General features: G+C 66.7%; 19 protein-coding genes. 14 read left to right on the forward strand and 5 right to left on the reverse strand.

The features are described from left to right. Positions 1-68: 68 nt before the first annotated feature. From ACN9MV_RS17745 to adk, 5 genes are all read left to right on the forward strand, one after another. Positions 69-494 (forward strand): ExbD/TolR family protein, encoded by a 426-nt coding sequence (locus ACN9MV_RS17745; protein ID WP_056519147.1) that lies wholly within the window; start codon positions 69-71, stop codon positions 492-494. Next, positions 495-1,523: a tetraacyldisaccharide 4'-kinase gene (lpxK, locus tag ACN9MV_RS17750; protein ID WP_093056576.1), complete on the forward strand. Its 1,029-nt coding sequence runs from the start codon at positions 495-497 to the stop codon at positions 1,521-1,523. Beyond that, the gene (locus ACN9MV_RS17755; protein ID WP_093056575.1) at positions 1,504-1,686 is read left to right on the forward strand and encodes a Trm112 family protein; all 183 of its coding nucleotides are present in this window, start codon (positions 1,504-1,506) and stop codon (positions 1,684-1,686) included. The genes lpxK and ACN9MV_RS17755 overlap by 20 nt, the downstream gene beginning before the upstream one ends. Continuing rightward, positions 1,683-2,456 (forward strand): 3-deoxy-manno-octulosonate cytidylyltransferase, encoded by a 774-nt coding sequence (gene kdsB / locus ACN9MV_RS17760; protein ID WP_097199145.1) that lies wholly within the window; start codon positions 1,683-1,685, stop codon positions 2,454-2,456. Before ACN9MV_RS17755 ends, kdsB begins: the two co-directional genes overlap by 4 nt. A gap of 134 nt (positions 2,457-2,590) precedes the next feature. Beyond that, on the forward strand, positions 2,591-3,247 hold the full coding sequence (gene adk / locus ACN9MV_RS17765; RefSeq protein WP_093056573.1) for an adenylate kinase: 657 nt from the start codon (positions 2,591-2,593) through the stop codon (positions 3,245-3,247). A gap of 48 nt (positions 3,248-3,295) precedes the next feature. Here adk and ACN9MV_RS17770 read toward each other — a convergent pair whose 3' ends face one another. Next, on the reverse strand, positions 3,296-4,261 hold the full coding sequence (locus tag ACN9MV_RS17770; protein WP_426388826.1) for an asparaginase: 966 nt from the start codon (positions 4,259-4,261) through the stop codon (positions 3,296-3,298). Between the two features lie 73 nt (positions 4,262-4,334). Between ACN9MV_RS17770 and lexA the strand changes: the two genes are divergently transcribed. The 9 genes from lexA to ACN9MV_RS17815 all read left to right on the forward strand — a co-directional run bounded on the left by lexA (position 4,335) and on the right by ACN9MV_RS17815 (position 13,446). Further along, positions 4,335-5,018: a transcriptional repressor LexA gene (gene lexA, locus ACN9MV_RS17775; protein WP_013541704.1), complete on the forward strand. Its 684-nt coding sequence runs from the start codon at positions 4,335-4,337 to the stop codon at positions 5,016-5,018. 138 nt (positions 5,019-5,156) lie between these two features. Then, positions 5,157-5,522 carry a hypothetical protein gene (locus ACN9MV_RS17780; protein WP_093056571.1) on the forward strand — a complete coding sequence of 122 codons (366 nt, stop codon included), beginning with the start codon at positions 5,157-5,159 and terminating at the stop codon, positions 5,520-5,522. A gap of 90 nt (positions 5,523-5,612) precedes the next feature. After that, entirely contained in the window at positions 5,613-6,620 is a 1,008-nt protein-coding gene (locus ACN9MV_RS17785; RefSeq protein ID WP_093056570.1) for a D-2-hydroxyacid dehydrogenase family protein, read from the forward strand. Then, positions 6,617-7,792, forward strand: a complete 1,176-nt coding sequence (locus ACN9MV_RS17790; RefSeq protein ID WP_097199143.1) for an MFS transporter — start codon at positions 6,617-6,619, stop codon at positions 7,790-7,792. The genes ACN9MV_RS17785 and ACN9MV_RS17790 overlap by 4 nt, the downstream gene beginning before the upstream one ends. Positions 7,793-7,931: 139 nt before the next feature. Next, positions 7,932-9,452: a 3-hydroxyacyl-CoA dehydrogenase gene (locus ACN9MV_RS17795; RefSeq protein ID WP_093175708.1), complete on the forward strand. Its 1,521-nt coding sequence runs from the start codon at positions 7,932-7,934 to the stop codon at positions 9,450-9,452. A 9-nt stretch (positions 9,453-9,461) separates the two neighbouring features. Then, the gene (locus ACN9MV_RS17800; protein ID WP_093056567.1) at positions 9,462-10,241 is read left to right on the forward strand and encodes an oxepin-CoA hydrolase, alternative type; all 780 of its coding nucleotides are present in this window, start codon (positions 9,462-9,464) and stop codon (positions 10,239-10,241) included. Positions 10,242-10,302: 61 nt separating this feature from the next. Beyond that, the gene (locus tag ACN9MV_RS17805) at positions 10,303-11,022 is read left to right on the forward strand and encodes a Crp/Fnr family transcriptional regulator (RefSeq protein WP_093056566.1); all 720 of its coding nucleotides are present in this window, start codon (positions 10,303-10,305) and stop codon (positions 11,020-11,022) included. Positions 11,023-11,039: 17 nt separating this feature from the next. Then, on the forward strand, positions 11,040-12,146 hold the full coding sequence (locus ACN9MV_RS17810) for a phosphotransferase (protein ID WP_307615139.1): 1,107 nt from the start codon (positions 11,040-11,042) through the stop codon (positions 12,144-12,146). Positions 12,147-12,174: 28 nt separating this feature from the next. After that, positions 12,175-13,446: an acyl-CoA dehydrogenase family protein gene (locus ACN9MV_RS17815; RefSeq protein WP_093056564.1), complete on the forward strand. Its 1,272-nt coding sequence runs from the start codon at positions 12,175-12,177 to the stop codon at positions 13,444-13,446. 81 nt (positions 13,447-13,527) lie between these two features. Here ACN9MV_RS17815 and ACN9MV_RS17820 read toward each other — a convergent pair whose 3' ends face one another. The 4 genes from ACN9MV_RS17820 to ftsH form a co-directional block, all read right to left on the reverse strand. Further along, positions 13,528-14,010, reverse strand: coding sequence for a GNAT family N-acetyltransferase (locus ACN9MV_RS17820; RefSeq protein WP_426388828.1), 483 nt, complete (start codon positions 14,008-14,010; stop codon positions 13,528-13,530). Next, the gene (gene glmM / locus ACN9MV_RS17825) at positions 14,007-15,344 is read right to left on the reverse strand and encodes a phosphoglucosamine mutase (RefSeq protein ID WP_426388829.1); all 1,338 of its coding nucleotides are present in this window, start codon (positions 15,342-15,344) and stop codon (positions 14,007-14,009) included. Before glmM ends, ACN9MV_RS17820 begins: the two co-directional genes overlap by 4 nt. Next, the gene (gene folP, locus ACN9MV_RS17830) at positions 15,341-16,159 is read right to left on the reverse strand and encodes a dihydropteroate synthase (protein ID WP_426393181.1); all 819 of its coding nucleotides are present in this window, start codon (positions 16,157-16,159) and stop codon (positions 15,341-15,343) included. Before folP ends, glmM begins: the two co-directional genes overlap by 4 nt. Before the next feature lie 115 nt (positions 16,160-16,274). Continuing rightward, positions 16,275-18,191 (reverse strand): ATP-dependent zinc metalloprotease FtsH, encoded by a 1,917-nt coding sequence (ftsH, locus tag ACN9MV_RS17835; RefSeq protein ID WP_093056561.1) that lies wholly within the window; start codon positions 18,189-18,191, stop codon positions 16,275-16,277. Positions 18,192-18,225: the final 34 nt, after the last annotated feature.

The following is an 18,225-nucleotide window of genomic DNA, read 5'->3' on the forward strand; positions in this document are numbered from 1 at the left end:
CTGCCCCCCGAGGGGGCCGCCGCCTCCTTGGGGCGGCCCGGCGGAGGCTTGTCATGACCCGCGCCCGCATGCAGTTCCGCCACGGCGCGCGCGACGAGCCGGAGATCAACCTGATCCCGTTCATCGACGTGCTGCTGGTGATCCTGATCTTCCTGATGCTGTCGACCACCTACAGCAAGTTCACCGAAATGCAGCTGCGGCTGCCCACGGCGGATGTCGATGCGCAGCGCGACTACCCGAAGGAAGTGATCGTGGCGGTATCGGCCGACGGCCGCTACTCGATCAACAAGACCCCGGTGGCCGACCGCAGCGTTGAGACCGTGACGGCCGCCCTCGCCGCCGCGGCCACGGGCGGCAAGGACAGCGTGGTGATCATCAGCGCCGACGCGACCAGCCCGCACCAGGCCGTGGTGACGGTGATGGAGGCCGCGCGCCGCGCCGGCCTGATGCAGATCACCTTCGCCGCACAGTCGACGGCGCAAGCCGGGCACTGAGTGCCTTCCGACAGCAGCAGCGGCAACACGGGTTCGCCGTCGGCTTCGCGGCTGCAGAACGCCTGGTTGCGTCGCGGCCCTCTGGCTTGCCTGCTGTGGCCGCTGTCGCTCATCTACGCTGCGCTTTTCGCTGTGCGTGGCTGGCTCTATCGCGTGGGGTGGCTGCGGACTGAGCGTGTGCGCGTCCCGGTGATCGTGGTCGGCAATGTGATTGCGGGCGGGGCCGGCAAGACTCCGGTCGTGATGGCCGTTGTGCGACATCTGCGAGAGCGAGGATTTCGGCTCGGCGTGGTGTCGCGCGGCTACGGCCGCCGCACCGATGACTGCCGCGAAGTGCTCGGCGACAGCGATCCGCAGGATGTCGGCGACGAGCCTGCGCTGATTCACCATGCAACAAGGGCGCCGGTGTTCGTGGCACGCCAGCGCATCGATGCTGCGCGGGCGCTGCTCGAGCGGCATCCGGCCACGCAGGTCATCGTCAGCGACGATGGACTGCAGCACCTGGCGCTCGCGCGCGACATCGAGATCTGCGTGTTCGACGACCGGGGTATCGGCAACGGCTGGCGACTGCCCGCGGGGCCGTTGCGCGAAGCCTGGCCACGCCGATGCGATCTGGTGCTGCACAGCGGGGCACAGCCGGCCTTTGCCGGGGGCTATACGGCCACCCGGGCTCTCGCGCACGATGCGTTGGGCAGTGACGGGAAGCGTGTGCCATTGGCTGCCCTTGCGGGCCAGCCCGTGACCGCGCTGGCGGCGATCGCACGGCCCGAGGCCTTCTTCGACATGCTGCGCGCGCGCGGCCTGACGCTCGCCGACACCATTGCATTGCCCGATCACTTCGATTTCGAGGATTGGCAGCGCCCTGCTGGCACTGCGCATACCCTCATCTGCACCGAAAAAGACGCCATCAAACTGTGGCGCAAGGCGCCCGATGCGCTGGCCGTGCCGCTGGAGTTCGCGCCCTCCGCGGATTTCTTCGCCGCGCTCGACGCAAAGCTATCATCGCTCGATGGATATCAAGCTGCTTGAACTGCTCGTCTGCCCCGTCACCAAGGGGCCGCTGACCTGGAACCCCGAGAAGCAGGAGCTCTGCTCGCGCAGCGCGCGCCTTGCCTATCCGGTGCGCGACGGCATTCCGGTGCTGCTCGAAAACGAAGCACGCACGCTCTCCGACGAAGAGCTCGGGCTGTGAGCTTCACCGTTCTGGTGCCGGCGCGCCTGGCGTCGACACGGCTTCCCAACAAACCCCTGGCCGACATCGCCGGCGTGCCCATGGTGGTGCGCGTGGCGCAGCGCGCCAGCGAATCCGGCGCGGCGCGCGTGGTGGTCGCCGGCGACGATCCATCCATCATTGCGGCATGCCAGGCGCACGGTGTCGAGGCCATCCTCACTCGTCAAGATCATCCCAGCGGCACCGACCGGCTGGCCGAGGCCTGCGAACTGCTGGGCCTTGACGGCGACGACATCGTCGTCAACGTTCAAGGCGACGAGCCGCTGATCGACCCCGCGCTGATCGACGCCGTGGCATCCACGCTGGCCACCCATGCGGAAGCCGCGATGAGCACGGCCGCCCACGAGATCGACTCTGTCGGCGACTTCATGAACCCCAACGTGGTGAAGACCGTGCTCGATGCACAGGGCAACGCCATGTACTTCAGCCGCGCACCAATCCCGTGGTGGCGCGACGGCTCCGCCAACGGCTCGGCGCCTGCGGTACTGCCCACCCCTGCCCCACTGCGCCACATCGGCATCTACGGCTATCGCGCGGGCTTCGTGCGGCAGTTTCCGTCGCTGCCACCGGCTCCCGTCGAGGCGACCGAGGCACTCGAACAGCTGCGCGCGCTGTGGCACGGCCATCGCATCGCGGTGCACGTGAGCCATGTCGCGCCCGGGCCGGGCATCGACACGCCCGAAGACCTGGCGCGCGTACGCGCCGTCTTCGCCGCCGCGCCCCCCGCCTGAGGCGCCCTCATGCCTGCGCGGGCGGCTGGAATTCTTCGAGGGCACGCGTGCTATCCTCGACGCAACTCCGCCTTGCCCAGCCCTCGGGCCGACGCTCGGCGCGACACAAAATCTAAGAACCGTCCGAGGACACCATGAGACTAATTTTGCTGGGCGCGCCCGGGGCGGGCAAAGGCACGCAAGCGGCCTTCATTTGCCAGAAATACAGCATTCCCCAGATTTCGACCGGCGACATGCTGCGCGCCGCCGTCAAGGCCGGCACGCCGCTCGGGCTACAGGCCAAGGCCGTCATGGACGCAGGCGCTCTCGTCAGTGACGACCTGATCATCAATCTCGTCAAGGAACGCATTGCGCAGCCCGATTGCGCAGCCGGCTTCCTGTTCGACGGTTTCCCGCGCACCATCCCCCAGGCCGACGCCATGAAGGCGGCTGGCGTCAAGCTCGACTACGTGCTCGAAATCGACGTGCCCTTCGGCGACATCATCGAACGCATGAGCGGCCGCCGCTCGCACCCGGCATCGGGCCGCACCTACCACGTCAAGTTCAATCCGCCCAAGGTGGAAGGCAAGGACGACGTGACCGGTGAAGACCTGATCCAGCGCGAAGACGACAAGGAAGAAACCGTGCGCAAGCGGCTCGACGTGTACAGCCAGCAGACACGCCCGCTGGTCGACTACTACTCCGCCTGGGCCAAGACCGACCCGGCCGCCGCGCCGAAGTACCGTGCCATCAAGGGCGTGGGCACGGTTGACGAGATCACGCAGCGTGCGCTGGCTGCACTGAGCAGCTGATCCTGATCTGATTTCCGAAACCGCCCCTTCAACGGGGCGGTTTTGTTTTCACCCCAGCAGTTCCAGCATCAGCGCGATGCGCGCCTTCACGGGCGTCAGCGCACCCGCATCGCGGAGCTGATCGCCGGTCTTCGACAGTATCCGTCCGTTCGCGCAGCGCGTGGCTCGAACCACCGCAACGCCCGCGTCCTGCGCCTTGAGCGCTGAGGCCTCCAACGCATGGTGCAAGGTGCCGTTGCCGGTGGCAGCAAGCACCAGTCCACGCACGGGATCGGCTCCTCCGGACTGCAGCAACGCGTCGATCACAGCGCCGCTGGCGCCGGCATGGCTCATGACGATCTCGACGCGGGGCCACTGCACGGTGGTCGCCTCGAAGAGCTTCGACGCCTGCGACGCCGATCCCTCGGGCCACTCCCGGACACGGCGTACCTCTCCTTCCTCGACGTAGCCGACCAGCCCCGCATCACCTGAAGCAAAAGCATCGAGTCGGTAGGTGTGCACTTTCTGGATATCGATGCCGCTGTGGATTGCGCCGGCGCACACCACGGTCACGCCCCGTGCGCCTTCCGTCGCGGCAACGCTGATGGCGTCGCGCACGTTCTGCGGTCCGTCGGGCGCCAGCGCGGTGGCCGGGCGCATCGCACAGGTGAGCACCACGGGCTTGGACGGCGCCAGCACAGAGTGCAGGAAGAACGCCGTCTCTTCGAGCGTGTCGGTGCCATGCGTGATCACCACGCCCGCCACGTCGGCCTGCGCCAACCAGTGTGCACAGCGTCGGGCCAACTGCTGCCAGATGTCGAACGACATGTCCTTGCTGTCGACCTGCGCCACCTGCTCTGCTTCCAGCGATACACCCTCGGGCGCCTCGATCCCGCCCAACAGATCGGCCACGCCCACCTGCCCGGCGGTGTAGCCGATGTTGTCGCCGCTGCTGGCTGCCCTGCCGGCAATGGTGCCGCCCGTTCCCAAAACCACCACACGACGGCGCACTTCAGGCGAAGAGGAATTGACCATGGCTTGTCAACTTTTAAAAACTGGTTAAAAATACAGGTACTGGATATCTAGCCAGTGCCGCAAGGAACCACATATGCAGTTCGCCGTGAAGCTTACAGCCCGCCAGCAGCAGATCCTGGACCTCATCCAGAGCGCCATCGCACGCACTGGTGCGCCACCCACGCGCGCCGAAATCGCCAATGAGCTCGGGTTCAAGTCGGCCAATGCCGCCGAAGAGCACCTGCAGGCACTAGCCCGCAAGGGCGTCATCGAGCTGGTCAGCGGCACTTCCCGGGGCATCCGCCTCAAGGGCGACGCCCTGCGCTCTCTCAATGAAACGCGCCACCGCGAGGGCGGCCAGTTCTCGCTCTCGCTGCCCGGCATGGCCCAGCTGGCGTTGCCGCTCATCGGTCGCGTCGCAGCCGGCTCCCCCATCCTCGCGCAAGAGCACGTCGACCAGACCTACTACGTCGAGAACACGTTGTTCCAGCGCCAGCCCGACTACCTGCTCAAGGTGCGCGGCATGTCGATGCGCGACGCCGGCATCATGGATGGCGACCTTCTCGCGGTGCAAGCCACCAAGGAAGCGCGCAACGGCCAGATCGTGGTCGCGCGCCTGGGTGACGAAGTGACCGTCAAGCGCCTGAAGCGCAACAAGCAGGTCATCGAGCTGCACGCCGAGAACCCCGACTACCCGACCATCATCGTCCAGCCCGGCGAGCCGTTCGAAATCGAAGGCCTCGCAGTGGGGCTCATCCGCAACACCATGCTGATGTAGGCCTCACGGCCTGCTTTCCGCAGCACCCCATCCGGCAGCAACAGGTGGCGGGCGTATGGCGAAGAGTCGCCATCACCCTGTCGCGGCCGATTCAAGAAATCCTGCCTGTGTTCAACCTCATACTTTTTTGGAGTTCACATGGGAATCGCCCTCCTCGCCATCGCTGATTTCTGGATGCCGCTGCAATCGCTGGCCAGCCGCCTGATGCCGGCACGCCGCCCTCACCGCAGGGATCACCTCGACGCAGCTGAAACCTCGGCCGGATTGCGCTATGTGGCAGTACGCCCCGCCTGCACTGCCCGCTCCAGCGGCACTGCAACGCCCACAGCACCGGCGCGCCCATTGCGCGTGGTCCGCGTGGTCGACGGCAAGGGCCAGCAGCACAGCAACCGCGTCGTGATCTCTGGCCGCATGGCCGACGTCTGCGCCGAACTCGACCGGCTAGCAGCACTCGAAACCGCCGAAACCATGGCCACGGCACCGCGCTCGACACGCCTGCATTGAGCCCGAACACCCCTGCGAGCGGCTGTGGGGGCGGGTATCCAAACGTTCACGGGCACGACATTCCAATGCTGCGAGGCACAATGGCACGCCATGAACATTGTGATCCTCGACGATTACCAGGACGCCGTGCGCAAATTGCGCTGCGCCGCCAAGCTGGACGCGTACGCGGCCAAGGTCTACACCAACACGGTGAAAGGCATCGGGCAACTATCGGTCCGCCTCAAGGATGCCGACGTGATCGTGCTGATCCGCGAGCGCACCCATATCTCGCGCCAGCTGATCGAGAAGCTACCCAAGCTCAAGCTCATCTCGCAGACCGGGCGCGTCGCCGGGCATATCGACGTCGCAGCCTGCACCGAGCGTGGCGTGGCGGTGGCGGAAGGCTCGGGCTCTCCGCAAGCGCCTGCGGAGCTCACTTGGGCGCTCATCATGGCTGCCATGCGCCGGCTGCCCCAGTACATCAGCAACCTCAAGCACGGTGCTTGGCAACAGTCAGGCCTCAAGTCGGCCTCGATGCCGCCCAACTTCGGGCTCGGCTCGGTGCTCAAGGGCAAGACGCTGTGCATCTGGGGCTATGGCCGCATCGGCCAGCTGGTCGCGCGCTATGGGCAGGCCTTCGGAATGCAGGTTGTGATCTGGGGCCGTGAAGCCAGCTGCGCCAAGGCCCGCTCCGACGGCTTCCAGGTCGCGCAGAACCGCCACGAGTTCTTCGCCGCTGCAGACGTGCTGTCGGTGCATCTGCGGCTCAACGAAGAAACCAACGGCCTCATCACGCTGGAAGACCTCTCGCGCATGAAGCCGACGGCGTTGTTCGTCAACACCTCGCGCGCCGAACTGGTCGAAGCCGACGCCCTGCTCGCCGCACTCAACCGCGGCCGCCCCGGGCTGGCCGCCATCGACGTGTTCGAAAGCGAACCGCCGTTGCAAGGCCACGCGCTGCTGCGCCTCGAGAACTGCATCTGCACGCCGCACATCGGCTACGTCGAGCAGGAAAGCTACGAGAGCTATTTCGGGCAGGCCTTCGACAACGTCGTGAGCTACATCAACGGCAACCCCACGAACATCGTGAATCCCGGCGCGCTGCAGGTCCGCCGGTGAGCCGGCCGGCGCCACAGGGTGCGCTCTGGGCGCTGCTCGTTGGCAATTTCGTGATCGGCACGGGCGTGATGGTGGTGCCCGGCACGCTCAATGAAATCAGCGCATCGCTCTCGGTCACGGTCGCCACCGCAGGGCAACTGATCACGGCTGCCGCGGCGGTAATGTGCATCGGCGCTCCGTTGCTGGCCGCCGCGGTCGCGGGCTGGGACCGTCGGCAGCTGCTGGCCATCACCCTGCTCTGGTACGCCGCCGGTCACGTCCTCTGCGCGCTGATGCCGAGCTTCGGTGCATTGCTGCCGGTGCGCATGCTCACAGTGATCGCGCCGGCCATCTTCACGCCCCAGGCTGCGGCCTGCGCCGGCATGCTGGTGCCGCCCGAGCATCGCGGGCGCGCCGTCACCTTCGTCTTCCTCGGCTGGTCGATGGCATCGGTGCTGGGCTTGCCCATCGGCGCGCTGATCGGTGGGCATCTGGGCTGGCGCATGGCATTCATGGCAATCGCGGCGCTCAGTGTCGCGAGCGCGACATCTATCTGGCTCACCTTGCCGAGCGGCATCCGCCCTGCCGCACTGACCGCCGAAGCATGGTTGCGTGTGCTGCGCAGCCCTGTGCTGATGGGCATCGTGTCGGTCACGGCGCTGCAGGGCGCCGGCCAGTTCGTGCTGTTCAGCTATTTCGGGCCGATCCTCAAGCAGAGCTTCGGCGCCGACGCCACCACGCTGAGCGTGATGTGGGCGCTGTTCGGCGTTTGCGGGCTGATCGGCAACATGGTGGTCAGCCGGTACATCGACCGCGTGGGTGCCGGCCGCATGGTGCTGATCACGACCGTGCTGATCGCCTCGAGCCTTCTGGTGTGGCCACTGGCCTCCACGCTCGCCTGGCTGGCCGTTGTGCTCGTTCCCTGGGGCCTGGGTTGCTTCGCCACCAATTCGGCCCAGCAGGCCCGTCTGGTGGGCCTGGCGCCCGCGCTCGCGCCGGGCTCGGTAGCGCTCAACAGCTCCGGCATCTACACCGGCCAGGCCGTGGGCGCCGCGCTTGGCGGCTGGCTGCTCGCCAACGATGCGGGCGCCTGGATGAGCTGGGCCGGCCTGGGCTTGGTGCTGATCGCCATTTCGCTGAGCGTGGCTATCGACCGCAGCCGCGCCGCGCGGCCTGAAAACGCCTCCGCGTAAAACCCGTCACGCCCCGTCCGCGCGGGACTGCAAAATCGAAGCCTTCGACAGCAGCATCTGCTCGGCACCTGCGTCGACACCTGCATTGGCGCCTGCACGGCAGGCCCGGAACCACCCAACCAGTGAAAATCTCCAGCAAATGACAGTGAACTACTCCCGAATCGGCGTCATCGGCGCCGGCGCCATGGGTCGCGGCATCGCGCAGATCGCCGCCCAGGCGGGCAGCGAAGTGCTGCTGCTCGACAGCTTCGCGGGTGCCGCAGAACGCGGCCGCGAAGCCCTCGTCGCCCAATGGAACAAGCTGCACGAGAAGAACAAGATCGACGCCGCCACGCGCGATGCCCAGATCGCGCGCGTCAAGGCCGTCGATTCCATCCAGGCACTGGCAGGCTGCGACCTGGTAATCGAAGCCGTGGTCGAAGACCTGGAAATCAAGCGCAAGCTGTTCCGCGAACTCGAAGGCGTGGTGGCCGAGACCGCGACGCTGGTCACCAACACTTCTTCGCTCTCGGTGACCGCCATCGCGGCCGGCCTCAAGCGGCCCGAGCGCATCGCGGGCTTCCACTTCTTCAACCCCGTGCCGCTGATGAAGGTGGTCGAGGTGGTCGCGGGCTTCAAGACCGCGCCCGAGGTCTGCAAGCAACTGGCCGACTATGCGGTGCAGATGGGCCACAGCGCCGTGCAGGCGCAGGACACGCCCGGCTTCATCGTCAACCACGCGGGCCGCGGCTACGGCACCGAGGCGCTGCGCATCGTCGGCGAAGGCGTGACCGACTTCGTGACCGTCGACCGCATCCTCAAGGACCAGGCCGGCTTTCGCCTCGGCCCGTTCGAGTTGCTGGACCTGACGGCGCTCGACGTGTCGCACCCGGTGATGGAATCGATCTACCACCAGTACTTCGAGGAGCCGCGCTTCCGCCCGAGCGTGATCACCGCGCAGCGCCTGGCCGCCGGCGCCCTGGGCCGCAAGACCAACGAGGGCTTCTACCGCTACAACGACGGCGTGATGCAGCAGACGCCCGAGCCGCCGCCGCCGGTGGTCGAGGGCACGCCTTCGGTCTGGGTGTCGCCGCGCGCAGCACGCCGCGCCGAGTTGCTGCGCCTGGTGAACACGCTGGGCGCGCAGATCGACAGCGGCGCCACCGCCGCGCCGCATTCGCTGATCCTGGTCGCACCGCTGGGCTTCGATGTGACCACGGTCGCCGCAGTCGAACGCCTGGACGCCACGCGCACCATCGGCATCGACATGCTGATCGATGACGCCGCCACCAAGCGCCGCGTGCTCGCCACCAACCCCGCCACCCGCCGCGACATCCGCGACGCCGCGCACGCCCTCTTCGCGCGCGACGGCAAGGCCGTGAGCGTGATCCGCGACAGCGGCGGCTTCGTCACGCAGCGCGTGATCGGCACCATCGTCAACATCGCCACCGACATGTGCCAGCAGCGCGTGTGCACGCCGGCCGACCTCGAAACCGCGGTGCAGCTGGGTCTCGGCTATCCGCGCGGGCCGCTCGCCATGGGCAACCTCTACGGCCCGACCAACATGCTCGAAGTGCTGTTCAACCTGCAGACGGTCTACGGCGACCCGCGCTATCGCCCGAGCCCGTGGCTGCGCCGCCGCGGCGCGCTGGGCCTGAGCCTGCTGCACGAAGAAGAATAAAAACAAGCCATGACCGCCGAACTCAAAAGCACGAGCGAAGGCAGCACCATGGTGCTGACGATCGCCAACCCCACCCAGCGCAACGCACTGGGCCCCGAGATCTACGCCGCCGGTATCGAGGCGCTCAACGGCGCCGAGAACAGCGCCGAGATCCGCAGCGTCGTCATCGTGGGCGAAGGCTCATGGTTCTGCGCCGGCGGCTCGCTGCAGCGGCTTCTGGCCAACCGGCAACTCGACCGCTCCGTACAGGCCGAAAGCATCGAGGGCCTGCACAACTGGATCGATTCGATCCGCACCTTTCCCAAGCCGATCATCGCGGCGGTCGAAGGTGCTGCCGCGGGCGCCGGCTTCTCGCTCGCGCTGGCCTGCGACTTCGTGGTTGCGGCGCGCGACGCCGTGTTCGCGGCCTCATACAGCAACGTGGCGCTGTCGCCCGACGGCGGCCTGAGCTGGCACCTGGGGCAGCAGCTGCCTCGCCAGTTGGCAAGCGAATGGCTGATGAACGGCGAGCGCATCGGCGCGCCGCGCCTGCATGCGCTGGGCCTCGTCAACGAACTCACCGAAAACGGCCAGGCGCTCGCGGGTGCGCTGGCGCTGGCCGCCAAGCTCAACGCGCGCGCGCCGAATTCGCTGGCCAGCATCAAGGAACTGCTCAGCGAGGCACGGGGCGCCACGCTGGCTTCGCAGCTCTCGCAGGAGCGCGACCACTTCGTGCGCAACCTGCACCATGCGAACGCGGGCATCGGCATCGCCGCGTTCCTCGAGAAGAAGCCGCCGCAATACGAGTAACGCCAAACGGCGTCGCTCCCGTGACACCCCCCAGCTTTTCAGTCGCCGAGAGGACAGACCAATGGACGACCCCATTCTTACCATCGAAGAACGTGAAGCGATCAACAGTGGTCGCTGGTTTTCTTCTCTTTCTCCATCGCTACGGCACGACATCCTCCGATGCGCCTTTGTCAAACGCTACAAGGACGGCGACCTGATCGCTGCCCGCGGCGACCCGCCCGACCACTGGATTGCCTGCGCCAAGGGCGCGGTGCGCGTGAGTTCGACGGCCGTCTCGGGCAAGCAGGTAACGCTGACCTACGTGGAGCCGGGCATCTGGTTCGGCGACGTGGCGATGTTCGACGGGGACCGGCGCACGCACGACACCTACTCGCATGGCGACAGCACCATCCTGTGCGTGGCGCGGGCCGACTTCCAGAAGATCCTTGCCTCGCACGTGGAACTGTACGAAGCGCTGATGCGGCTGCAGGCGCGCCGCATCCGCACGCTGTTCGGGCTGGTGGAAGACCTCAACACCCTGCCCCTGCGGGCACGGCTGGCCAAGCAGCTGATTCACCTCGTGCGCAGCTACGGCGTGCCGAACCTGGAAGACGGCAGCCAGATGCGTATCGGCCTGCAACTGGCGCAGGAAGAACTGGCGCAGTTGCTGGGCGCGTCGCGCCAGCGGGTCAACCAGGAACTGAAGACCATGGAGCGCGAGGGCACCATCCGGATCGAGCCGGGCGGCCTTGTGGTTCTGGACCGAGCAGCCTTGATGCGGGTCTCCGAAGCAGAGCACTGACAAACCAAAAAGCAGACATGAGCCAGGACTTCTCCAACTTCATCGGCACCCGTGCCGTCTCGCAACAGCACGCTTTCGATGTCGATGCGCTCGCGGCCTGGCTCGAGAAGAACCTCGACGGTTTCAAGGGCCCGCTGACGGTCGAGATGTTCAAGGGCGGCCAGTCGAACCCGACCTACAAGCTCGTCACGCCCTCGCAGAGCTATGTGATGCGCGCCAAGCCGGGCCCGGTCGCCAAGCTGCTGCCCTCGGCCCATGCGGTGGAGCGCGAATTCAAGGTCATGAGCGGCCTGGCCGGCACCGACGTGCCGGTGCCGCGCATGCATTGCCTGTGCGAAGACGAGGCCATCATCGGCCGCGCCTTCTACGTCATGGAGTTCATGCAGGGCCGCGTGCTGTGGGACCAGTCGCTGCCCGGCTTCAGCAACGCCGAGCGCGCGGCCTATTACGACGAGATGAACCGCGTGATCGCGGCGCTGCACACGGTCGACTTCGCCGCCCGCGGCCTGGCCGACTACGGCAAGCCCGGCAACTACTTCGAGCGCCAGATCGGCCGCTGGAGCAAGCAGTACAAGGCCTCGGCCGACGGCGCCGGCGAGCTCTCGCAGCCCATCGAGGCCATGGAGCGGCTGATCGACTGGCTGCCCGCCCACATGCCGGCGAGCGCACGCGACGAAAGCAAGGTGTCGATCGTCCACGGCGACTACCGCCTCGACAACGTGATGTTCCACGCCACCGAGCCGCGCATCATCGCGGTGCTCGACTGGGAGCTCTCCACGCTGGGCCACCCGCTGGCCGACTTCAGCTACCACTGCATGTCCTGGCACATGCCGCCCAGCACTGGGCGCGGCATCGGTGGTGTAGACCTTGTCTCGCTGGGCATTCCCACCGAGAGCGAATACATCCGCCGCTATTGCGAACGCACCCGCATCAGCACGCCCGAGGCGCTGGCGCCCGACTGGAACTTCTACCAGGCCTACAACCTGTTCCGCATGGCCGCGATCCTGCAAGGCATTGCCAAGCGGGTCGAGGCCGGCACCGCGTCGAGCGAACAAGCCGTGGCCTCGGCCCGCGGCGCCCGCCCCATGGCCGAAATGGCCTGGCAGTTTGCCCAAAAGGCATAAGCCGCCCCACACCCACCAGGAGACGAAGATGGATTTCGAATACTCGGCCAAGACCAAAGACCTGCAGAAACGCGTCCAGGCTTTCATGGACGACCACATCTATCCGGCCGAAGCCGAGTACCACGCCGAACTGGCCGCCAACACGGTGGCCGGCAAGCGCTGGTCGGCCCTCAAGACGGTCGAGAAGCTCAAGGACAAGGCCAAGGCCCAGGGCCTGTGGAACCTGTTCCTGCCGGTCGACAGCGCCGCCGCCTCGGGCTATGAAGGCGCGGGCCTGACCAACCAGGAATACGCCCCGCTGGCCGAGATCATGGGCGCGGTGCCGTGGGCGAGCGAGGCCTTCAACTGCTCGGCGCCCGACACCGGCAACATGGAGACCATCGCGCGCTACGGCTCGGACGAGATCAAGGCACGCTGGCTCAAGCCGCTGCTCGAAGGCCAGATCCGTTCGGCCTTCGCGATGACCGAGCCCGAAGTAGCATCGAGCGACGCCACCAACATCTCCACGCGCATCGAACGCCAGGGCGACGAGTACGTGATCAACGGCCACAAGTGGTGGATTTCCGGCGCGGCCGATCCGCGCTGCGCGGTCTTCATCACCATGGGCAAGAGCGACCCCGACGCGCCCCGCCACTCGCAGCAAAGCATGATCGTGGTGCCGGCCGATGCCAAGGGCATCCGCATCGTGCGCCCGCTGAACGTGATGGGCTACGACGACGCGCCGCACGGCCACGTCGAGATGTACTTCGAGAACGTGCGCGTGCCGGCCGGCAACATGCTGCTCGGCGAAGGCCGCGGCTTCGAAATTGCACAAGGCCGCCTTGGCCCGGGACGCATCCATCACTGCATGCGCCTGATCGGCCTGGCCGAGCGCGCGCTCGAACTGATGTGCAAGCGCGCCTCGTCGCGCGTGGCCTTCGGCAAGACCGTGGCCTCGCAGACCGTGACGCAGGAACGCATCGCCGAAGCCCGCTGCAAGATCGACATGGCCCGCCTGCTCACGCTCAAGGCCGCATGGCTGATGGACGTGGCCGGCAACAAGGTCGCCAAGAACGAGATCGCGATGATCAAGGTCGTCGCGCCATCCATGGCCTGCCAGGTGATCGACTGGGCCATGCAGGTCCACGGCGGCGGCGGCATGTGCGACGACTTTCCGCTGGCGGCCGCCTATGCCGGCGCGCGCACGCTGCGCTTCGCGGATGGTCCGGACGAAGTGCACCGCAACGCGATCGCCAAGTGGGAGCTGGGCAAGTACGCGCCGAACAAGGCCGACGCCGAAATGCCGGTGACGCGCTTCTGATTTGACCTGCTCCCTCTCCCCTTGGGGAGAGGGCTGGGGTGAGAGCCGACGGCGATCGATTCGCCCCGGCCCTTTTTCTTTTCAGAGCTTCTTCTGCAGGAAGACAGCGTTGCCGAACGCTGGGTCGAGCTGATAGCCCATGAACCCTTCCCGCTCGTAGGCGCGCAGCGCGGGCGCGTTGCCCGACAGCACTTCGAGCGTGAGCTTGCAGGCACCACGCCTGCGCGCCTCCTGCTCCACCTGCACGAACATCTTCTGCGCCACGCGTTGTCCGCGGTGGCTGGGCAGCACGACCACGTCGTGCACGTTCACCAGCGGTTTGCAGGCGAAGGTCGAGAAGCCCTCGATGCAGTTGACCAGGCCCACGGGCTGCCCACCGTCGTAAGCCAGCACGCTGAAGGCCTGGGGGCGCGCCGCCAGCGCCGCAGGCAGGCTCTTGCGCACATCCGCATCGAGCGGCGTGCCGCCGCCGGCCGGGTCGCTGGCATAGGCGTCGAGAAGGTCCACCAGAGCGGCAGCCTGCGCGGCGTCGCGGTAGTCAACCACGAAGGTTTCGATGCTCATTTGGCCGGCTCCAGCGTGGCGGCGAGGCGACTGGCGCACGACTCGGACTGCTTCGCATCGCGCGCCTCGACCATCACGCGCACCAGCGGCTCGGTGCCGCTCGCACGGATCAGCACGCGGCCGCTGTCGCCGAGTTCGGCCTCGATGCGCTGCGTTTCGCTAGCGAGCGCCTTGTTGGCTTTCCAGTCCTGGTCGGGCGCGAGGCGCACGTTGATCAGCGTCTGCGGGAACAGCGTGACGCCTTCGAGCAACTGCGCCACGGTCTTGCCGCTGCGTACGCAAGCCTGCAGCACCTGCAGTGCGCTCACGATGCCGTCACCCGTGGTGTGGCGGTCGAGTGCCAGCAGGTGGCCGGAGCCCTCGCCGCCCAGCAGCCAGCCGCGCTTGTCGAGTTCTTCGAGCACATAGCGGTCGCCGACCTTGGCGCGCACGAACTCGATGCCATGCCCGCGCAGCGCGACTTCGACGGCCTTGTTGGTCATGAGCGTGCCGACCACGCCCACCGGCTTTTCGCCGCGCGCGATGCGCTCTGTCACCATGAGGTAGAGCAGTTCGTCGCCGTTGAAGAGCCGCCCGCTGGCATCGACCAGCTGCAGGCGGTCGGCGTCGCCGTCGAGCGCAATGCCGTAGTCGGCTCGCTGAGCCGTTACCGCGGCCACCAGGGCCTCGGGATGCGTGGCGCCGAAGCCCTTGTTGATGTTGAGCCCGTCGGGCGAGACGCCGATGCTGGTCACTTCCGCGCCCAACTCGTGGAACACGTTGGGCGCCACCTGGTAGGCCGCGCCGTGCGCCGCATCGACCACCAGCTTCATGTCGCGCAGGGTCAGGTCGTTGGCGAAGGTGCTTTTGCAGAACTCGATGTAGCGGCCCGGCGCGTCGTTGAGGCGGCGGGCCTTGCCAAGATTGGCGGAGTCCACCCACACCGGCGCTTCTTCCAGTACGGCTTCGACGGCCAGTTCCCAGGCGTCGTCGAGCTTGGTGCCCTGCGCGCTGAAGAACTTGATGCCGTTGTCGGGGTAGGCGTTGTGGCTCGCACTGATCACCACGCCGAGGCTCGCGCGCTGGGCGCGCGTGAGGTACGCAACGCCTGGTGTGGGCAGCGGGCCCAGCAGCACCACGTCGACACCGGCCGAGTTGAAGCCCGACTCGAGCGCCGACTCGAGCATGTAGCCCGAGATGCGCGTGTCCTTGCCGATCAGCACCGTGGGGCGTGACTGGGTCTTCTTGAGCACGCGGCCAACGGCGTGCGCTAAGCGCAGTACGAAGTCTGGCGTGATGGGCGCCTGGCCGACAGTGCCACGGATGCCGTCGGTGCCGAAATATTTGCGAGTCATGGTGTTGATGTCTGCTCTTGTGTTTGTTGTTGTGACTCTTGCGCCTTCATGGCGCGCCATACCGCGAGCGCAGCGACCGTGTCGCGCACGTCATGCACGCGAACCACAGCCGCGCCCCGGTCCACAGCCAGCACGGCAGCAGCGACGCTGGGCACGATGCGCTCCCCCGCCGCCTCGATGCCGGTGACCGCGCCGATCGACGACTTGCGCGACCAGCCCAGCAACAGCGGATAGCCGGCGGCAAGCAACTCACGCTGGCGTGCCAGCAAGGCGAAATTCTGCGCCACCGTCTTGCCGAAGCCCACGCCGGGGTCGAGCGTGATGCGCGAATGGTCGACCCCGAGCGCGCGCAGAAGTTGCACCTGCGCCGTGAGGAACGACAGCACCTCGGGGATCACGTCGCCCGCCATGGGCACAGCCTGCATGGTCTGCGGGTCGCGGTGCATATGCATCAGGCAGACGCCGCACGAAGGGTGTGCCGCAACGGCTTCACGCGCGCCCGGCTGCCGCAGCGCCCAGATGTCGTTGACGATGTCCGCGCCCAGGTCGAGCACCGCGCGCATCACCTCCGGCTTGTAGGTGTCTATGGAGATAGGCACGTTGAGCTTCACCGCCTCGCGCACCACGGGCAGCACACGCGCCAGTTCGGTGTCGAGCGGCACCGCGGGGCTGCCAGGGCGGGTCGATTCGCCGCCGATGTCGAGGATGTCGGCGCCCTCTTTCAGCAACTGCTCGCAGTGCTGCAGCGCGGCCTGGGTAGAAGCGTGGGCACCGCCGTCAGAAAAGGAATCGGGCGTGACGTTGACGATGCCCATCACGCGCGGCTGCGCGAGGTCGATGCGAAAGCGCGAGGTCTGCCACACCCCGCCGGATGGCGCCCCATGGAAAACGGGGCCAGAGGCCCCGTTGTTGCTTGATGCCAAGTCCACCTCAGGCCGCAGTGGGCGCCGGGTCAGGGTTGACTGCCGGCGTGCCGCCGCTGCCACCACTGCCCGAAGGCGGGATGCGCGGCGTCCAGTCCTTGGGCGGGCGCGGTGCGCGGCCGGCCATGATGTCGTCGAGCTGCTCGCTGTCGATGGTTTCCCATTCGAGCAACGCCTTGGCCATGGCGTGCATCTTGTCGCTGTTCTCTTCGATCAGGCGGCGCGCCAGGGCGTACTGCTCGTCGATGATGCGGCGCACTTCGGAGTCGACCTTTTCCATGGTCTGCTCGCTCATGTTCGTGGTCTTGGTGACCGAACGGCCCAGGAACACTTCGCCTTCGTTCTCGGCGTAGACCATCGGGCCCAGCGCGTCGGTCATGCCGTAGCGCGTGACCATGTCGCGGGCGATGGAGGTCGCGCGCTCGAAGTCGTTGCTCGCGCCGGTGGTCATCTGGTGCATGAACACTTCTTCGGCAATGCGGCCGCCGAACAGCATGCTGATCTGGTTCAGCATGTATTCGCGGTCGTAGCTGTAGCGGTCCTGCGCTGGCAGGCTCATGGTCACGCCGAGGGCGCGGCCACGCGGAATGATCGTGACCTTGTGGACCGGGTCGCACTTGGGCAGCAGCTTGCCGATGAGGGCGTGGCCGGACTCGTGGTAGGCCGTGTTGCGGCGCTCTTCCTCGGGCATGACCATGCTCTTGCGCTCAGGGCCCATGAAGATCTTGTCCTTGGCCTTCTCGAAGTCCTGCATCTCGACCACGCGCGCATTGCGGCGGGCGGCCATCAGGGCGGCTTCGTTGCAGAGATTGGCCAGGTCGGCGCCGGACATGCCGGGCGTGCCACGGGCGATCACGCTCGGGTTCACGTCCTGGCCAAGCGGGACCTTGCGCATGTGCACGCCGAGGATCTGTTCACGGCCGCGGATGTCGGGCAGCGTGACGTACACCTGACGGTCGAAGCGACCGGGGCGCAGCAGTGCGGCGTCCAGGATGTCGGGGCGGTTGGTGGCGGCCACCACGATCACGCCGAGGTTGGTTTCGAAGCCGTCCATCTCGACCAGCATCTGGTTGAGTGTTTGTTCGCGTTCGTCATTGCCGCCGCCGAGACCGGCGCCGCGCTGACGGCCCACCGCATCGATTTCGTCGATGAAGATGATGCAAGGAGCGTTTTTCTTGGCGTTCTCGAACATGTCGCGAACACGGGCCGCGCCCACGCCGACGAACATTTCAACGAAGTCGGAGCCCGAAATCGAGAAGAAAGGTACCTTGGCTTCGCCGGCGATCGACTTGGCCAGCAGCGTCTTGCCGGTGCCGGGAGGGCCAACCAGCAGCAAACCGCGGGGAATGCGGCCGCCGAGCTTTTGGAAACGTTGCGGGTCTTTCAGGAAGTCGACCACTTCACGGACTTCTTCCTTGGCCTCGTCGCAGCCCGCGACGTCCGCAAAAGTGACCGTGTTGTTGTTCTCATCCATCATGCGGGCCTTGCTCTTGCCGAAGCTGAACGCCCCGCCCTTGCCGCCGCCCTGCATCTGCCGCATGAAGTAGATCCAGACGCCGATCAGCAGCAGCATCGGGCCCCAGCTGACCAGCAGCGTCATGAGCAGCGAGCTCTCTTCGCGCGGCTTGACGTCGAACTTGACGTTGTGGTCGATCAGGTCGCCCACGAGGCCACGGTCGAGCACCGTGGCGGTCGTGCGGATCTTGCGATCGTCATTGGTGACTGCGACGATCTCGCCGCCGGCAGCGCCCTCAGGAATGACGGCGCTCTTGACCTGGTTGTTGCGGACCTGGTCCAGAAACTCGGAGTAGCTGACTGTCCCCGAGCCGACGCCACCGCGGGTGTCGAACTGCTTGAACACAGTGAACAACACCATGGCAATGACGAGCCATACGGCAACTTTGGAAAACCACTGATTGTTCAAACGAAGCTCCAGGCTAAAGCGCGTGACAGTTAAA

The sequence above is a fragment of the Variovorax sp. R-27 genome, assembly GCF_049913215.1.
Taxonomy (GTDB): Bacteria; Pseudomonadota; Gammaproteobacteria; order Burkholderiales; family Burkholderiaceae_C; genus Variovorax.

Bases quoted from the DNA above. Each gene is read 5' to 3' on its own strand.
- ACN9MV_RS17755 (WP_093056575.1), top strand. From the start codon at position 1,504: ATGGATATCAAGCTGCTTGAACTGCTCGTCTGCCCCGTCACCAAGGGG.
- adk (WP_093056573.1), top strand. From the start codon at position 2,591: ATGAGACTAATTTTGCTGGGCGCGCCCGGGGCGGGCAAAGGCACGCAA.
- ACN9MV_RS17805 (WP_093056566.1), top strand. From the start codon at position 10,303: ATGGACGACCCCATTCTTACCATCGAAGAACGTGAAGCGATCAACAGT.
- folP (WP_426393181.1), bottom strand. From the start codon at position 16,159: ATGGGCATCGTCAACGTCACGCCCGATTCCTTTTCTGACGGCGGTGCC.
- ACN9MV_RS17780 (WP_093056571.1), top strand. From the start codon at position 5,157: ATGGGAATCGCCCTCCTCGCCATCGCTGATTTCTGGATGCCGCTGCAA.
- ACN9MV_RS17770 (WP_426388826.1), bottom strand. From the start codon at position 4,261: ATGGTCAATTCCTCTTCGCCTGAAGTGCGCCGTCGTGTGGTGGTTTTG.
- ACN9MV_RS17820 (WP_426388828.1), bottom strand. From the start codon at position 14,010: ATGAGCATCGAAACCTTCGTGGTTGACTACCGCGACGCCGCGCAGGCT.
- ACN9MV_RS17800 (WP_093056567.1), top strand. From the start codon at position 9,462: ATGACCGCCGAACTCAAAAGCACGAGCGAAGGCAGCACCATGGTGCTG.
- ACN9MV_RS17815 (WP_093056564.1), top strand. From the start codon at position 12,175: ATGGATTTCGAATACTCGGCCAAGACCAAAGACCTGCAGAAACGCGTC.
- ACN9MV_RS17810 (WP_307615139.1), top strand. From the start codon at position 11,040: ATGAGCCAGGACTTCTCCAACTTCATCGGCACCCGTGCCGTCTCGCAA.
- glmM (WP_426388829.1), bottom strand. From the start codon at position 15,344: ATGACTCGCAAATATTTCGGCACCGACGGCATCCGTGGCACTGTCGGC.
- ACN9MV_RS17795 (WP_093175708.1), top strand. From the start codon at position 7,932: ATGACAGTGAACTACTCCCGAATCGGCGTCATCGGCGCCGGCGCCATG.
- ACN9MV_RS17785 (WP_093056570.1), top strand. From the start codon at position 5,613: ATGAACATTGTGATCCTCGACGATTACCAGGACGCCGTGCGCAAATTG.
- ACN9MV_RS17745 (WP_056519147.1), top strand. From the start codon at position 69: ATGCAGTTCCGCCACGGCGCGCGCGACGAGCCGGAGATCAACCTGATC.
- lexA (WP_013541704.1), top strand. From the start codon at position 4,335: ATGCAGTTCGCCGTGAAGCTTACAGCCCGCCAGCAGCAGATCCTGGAC.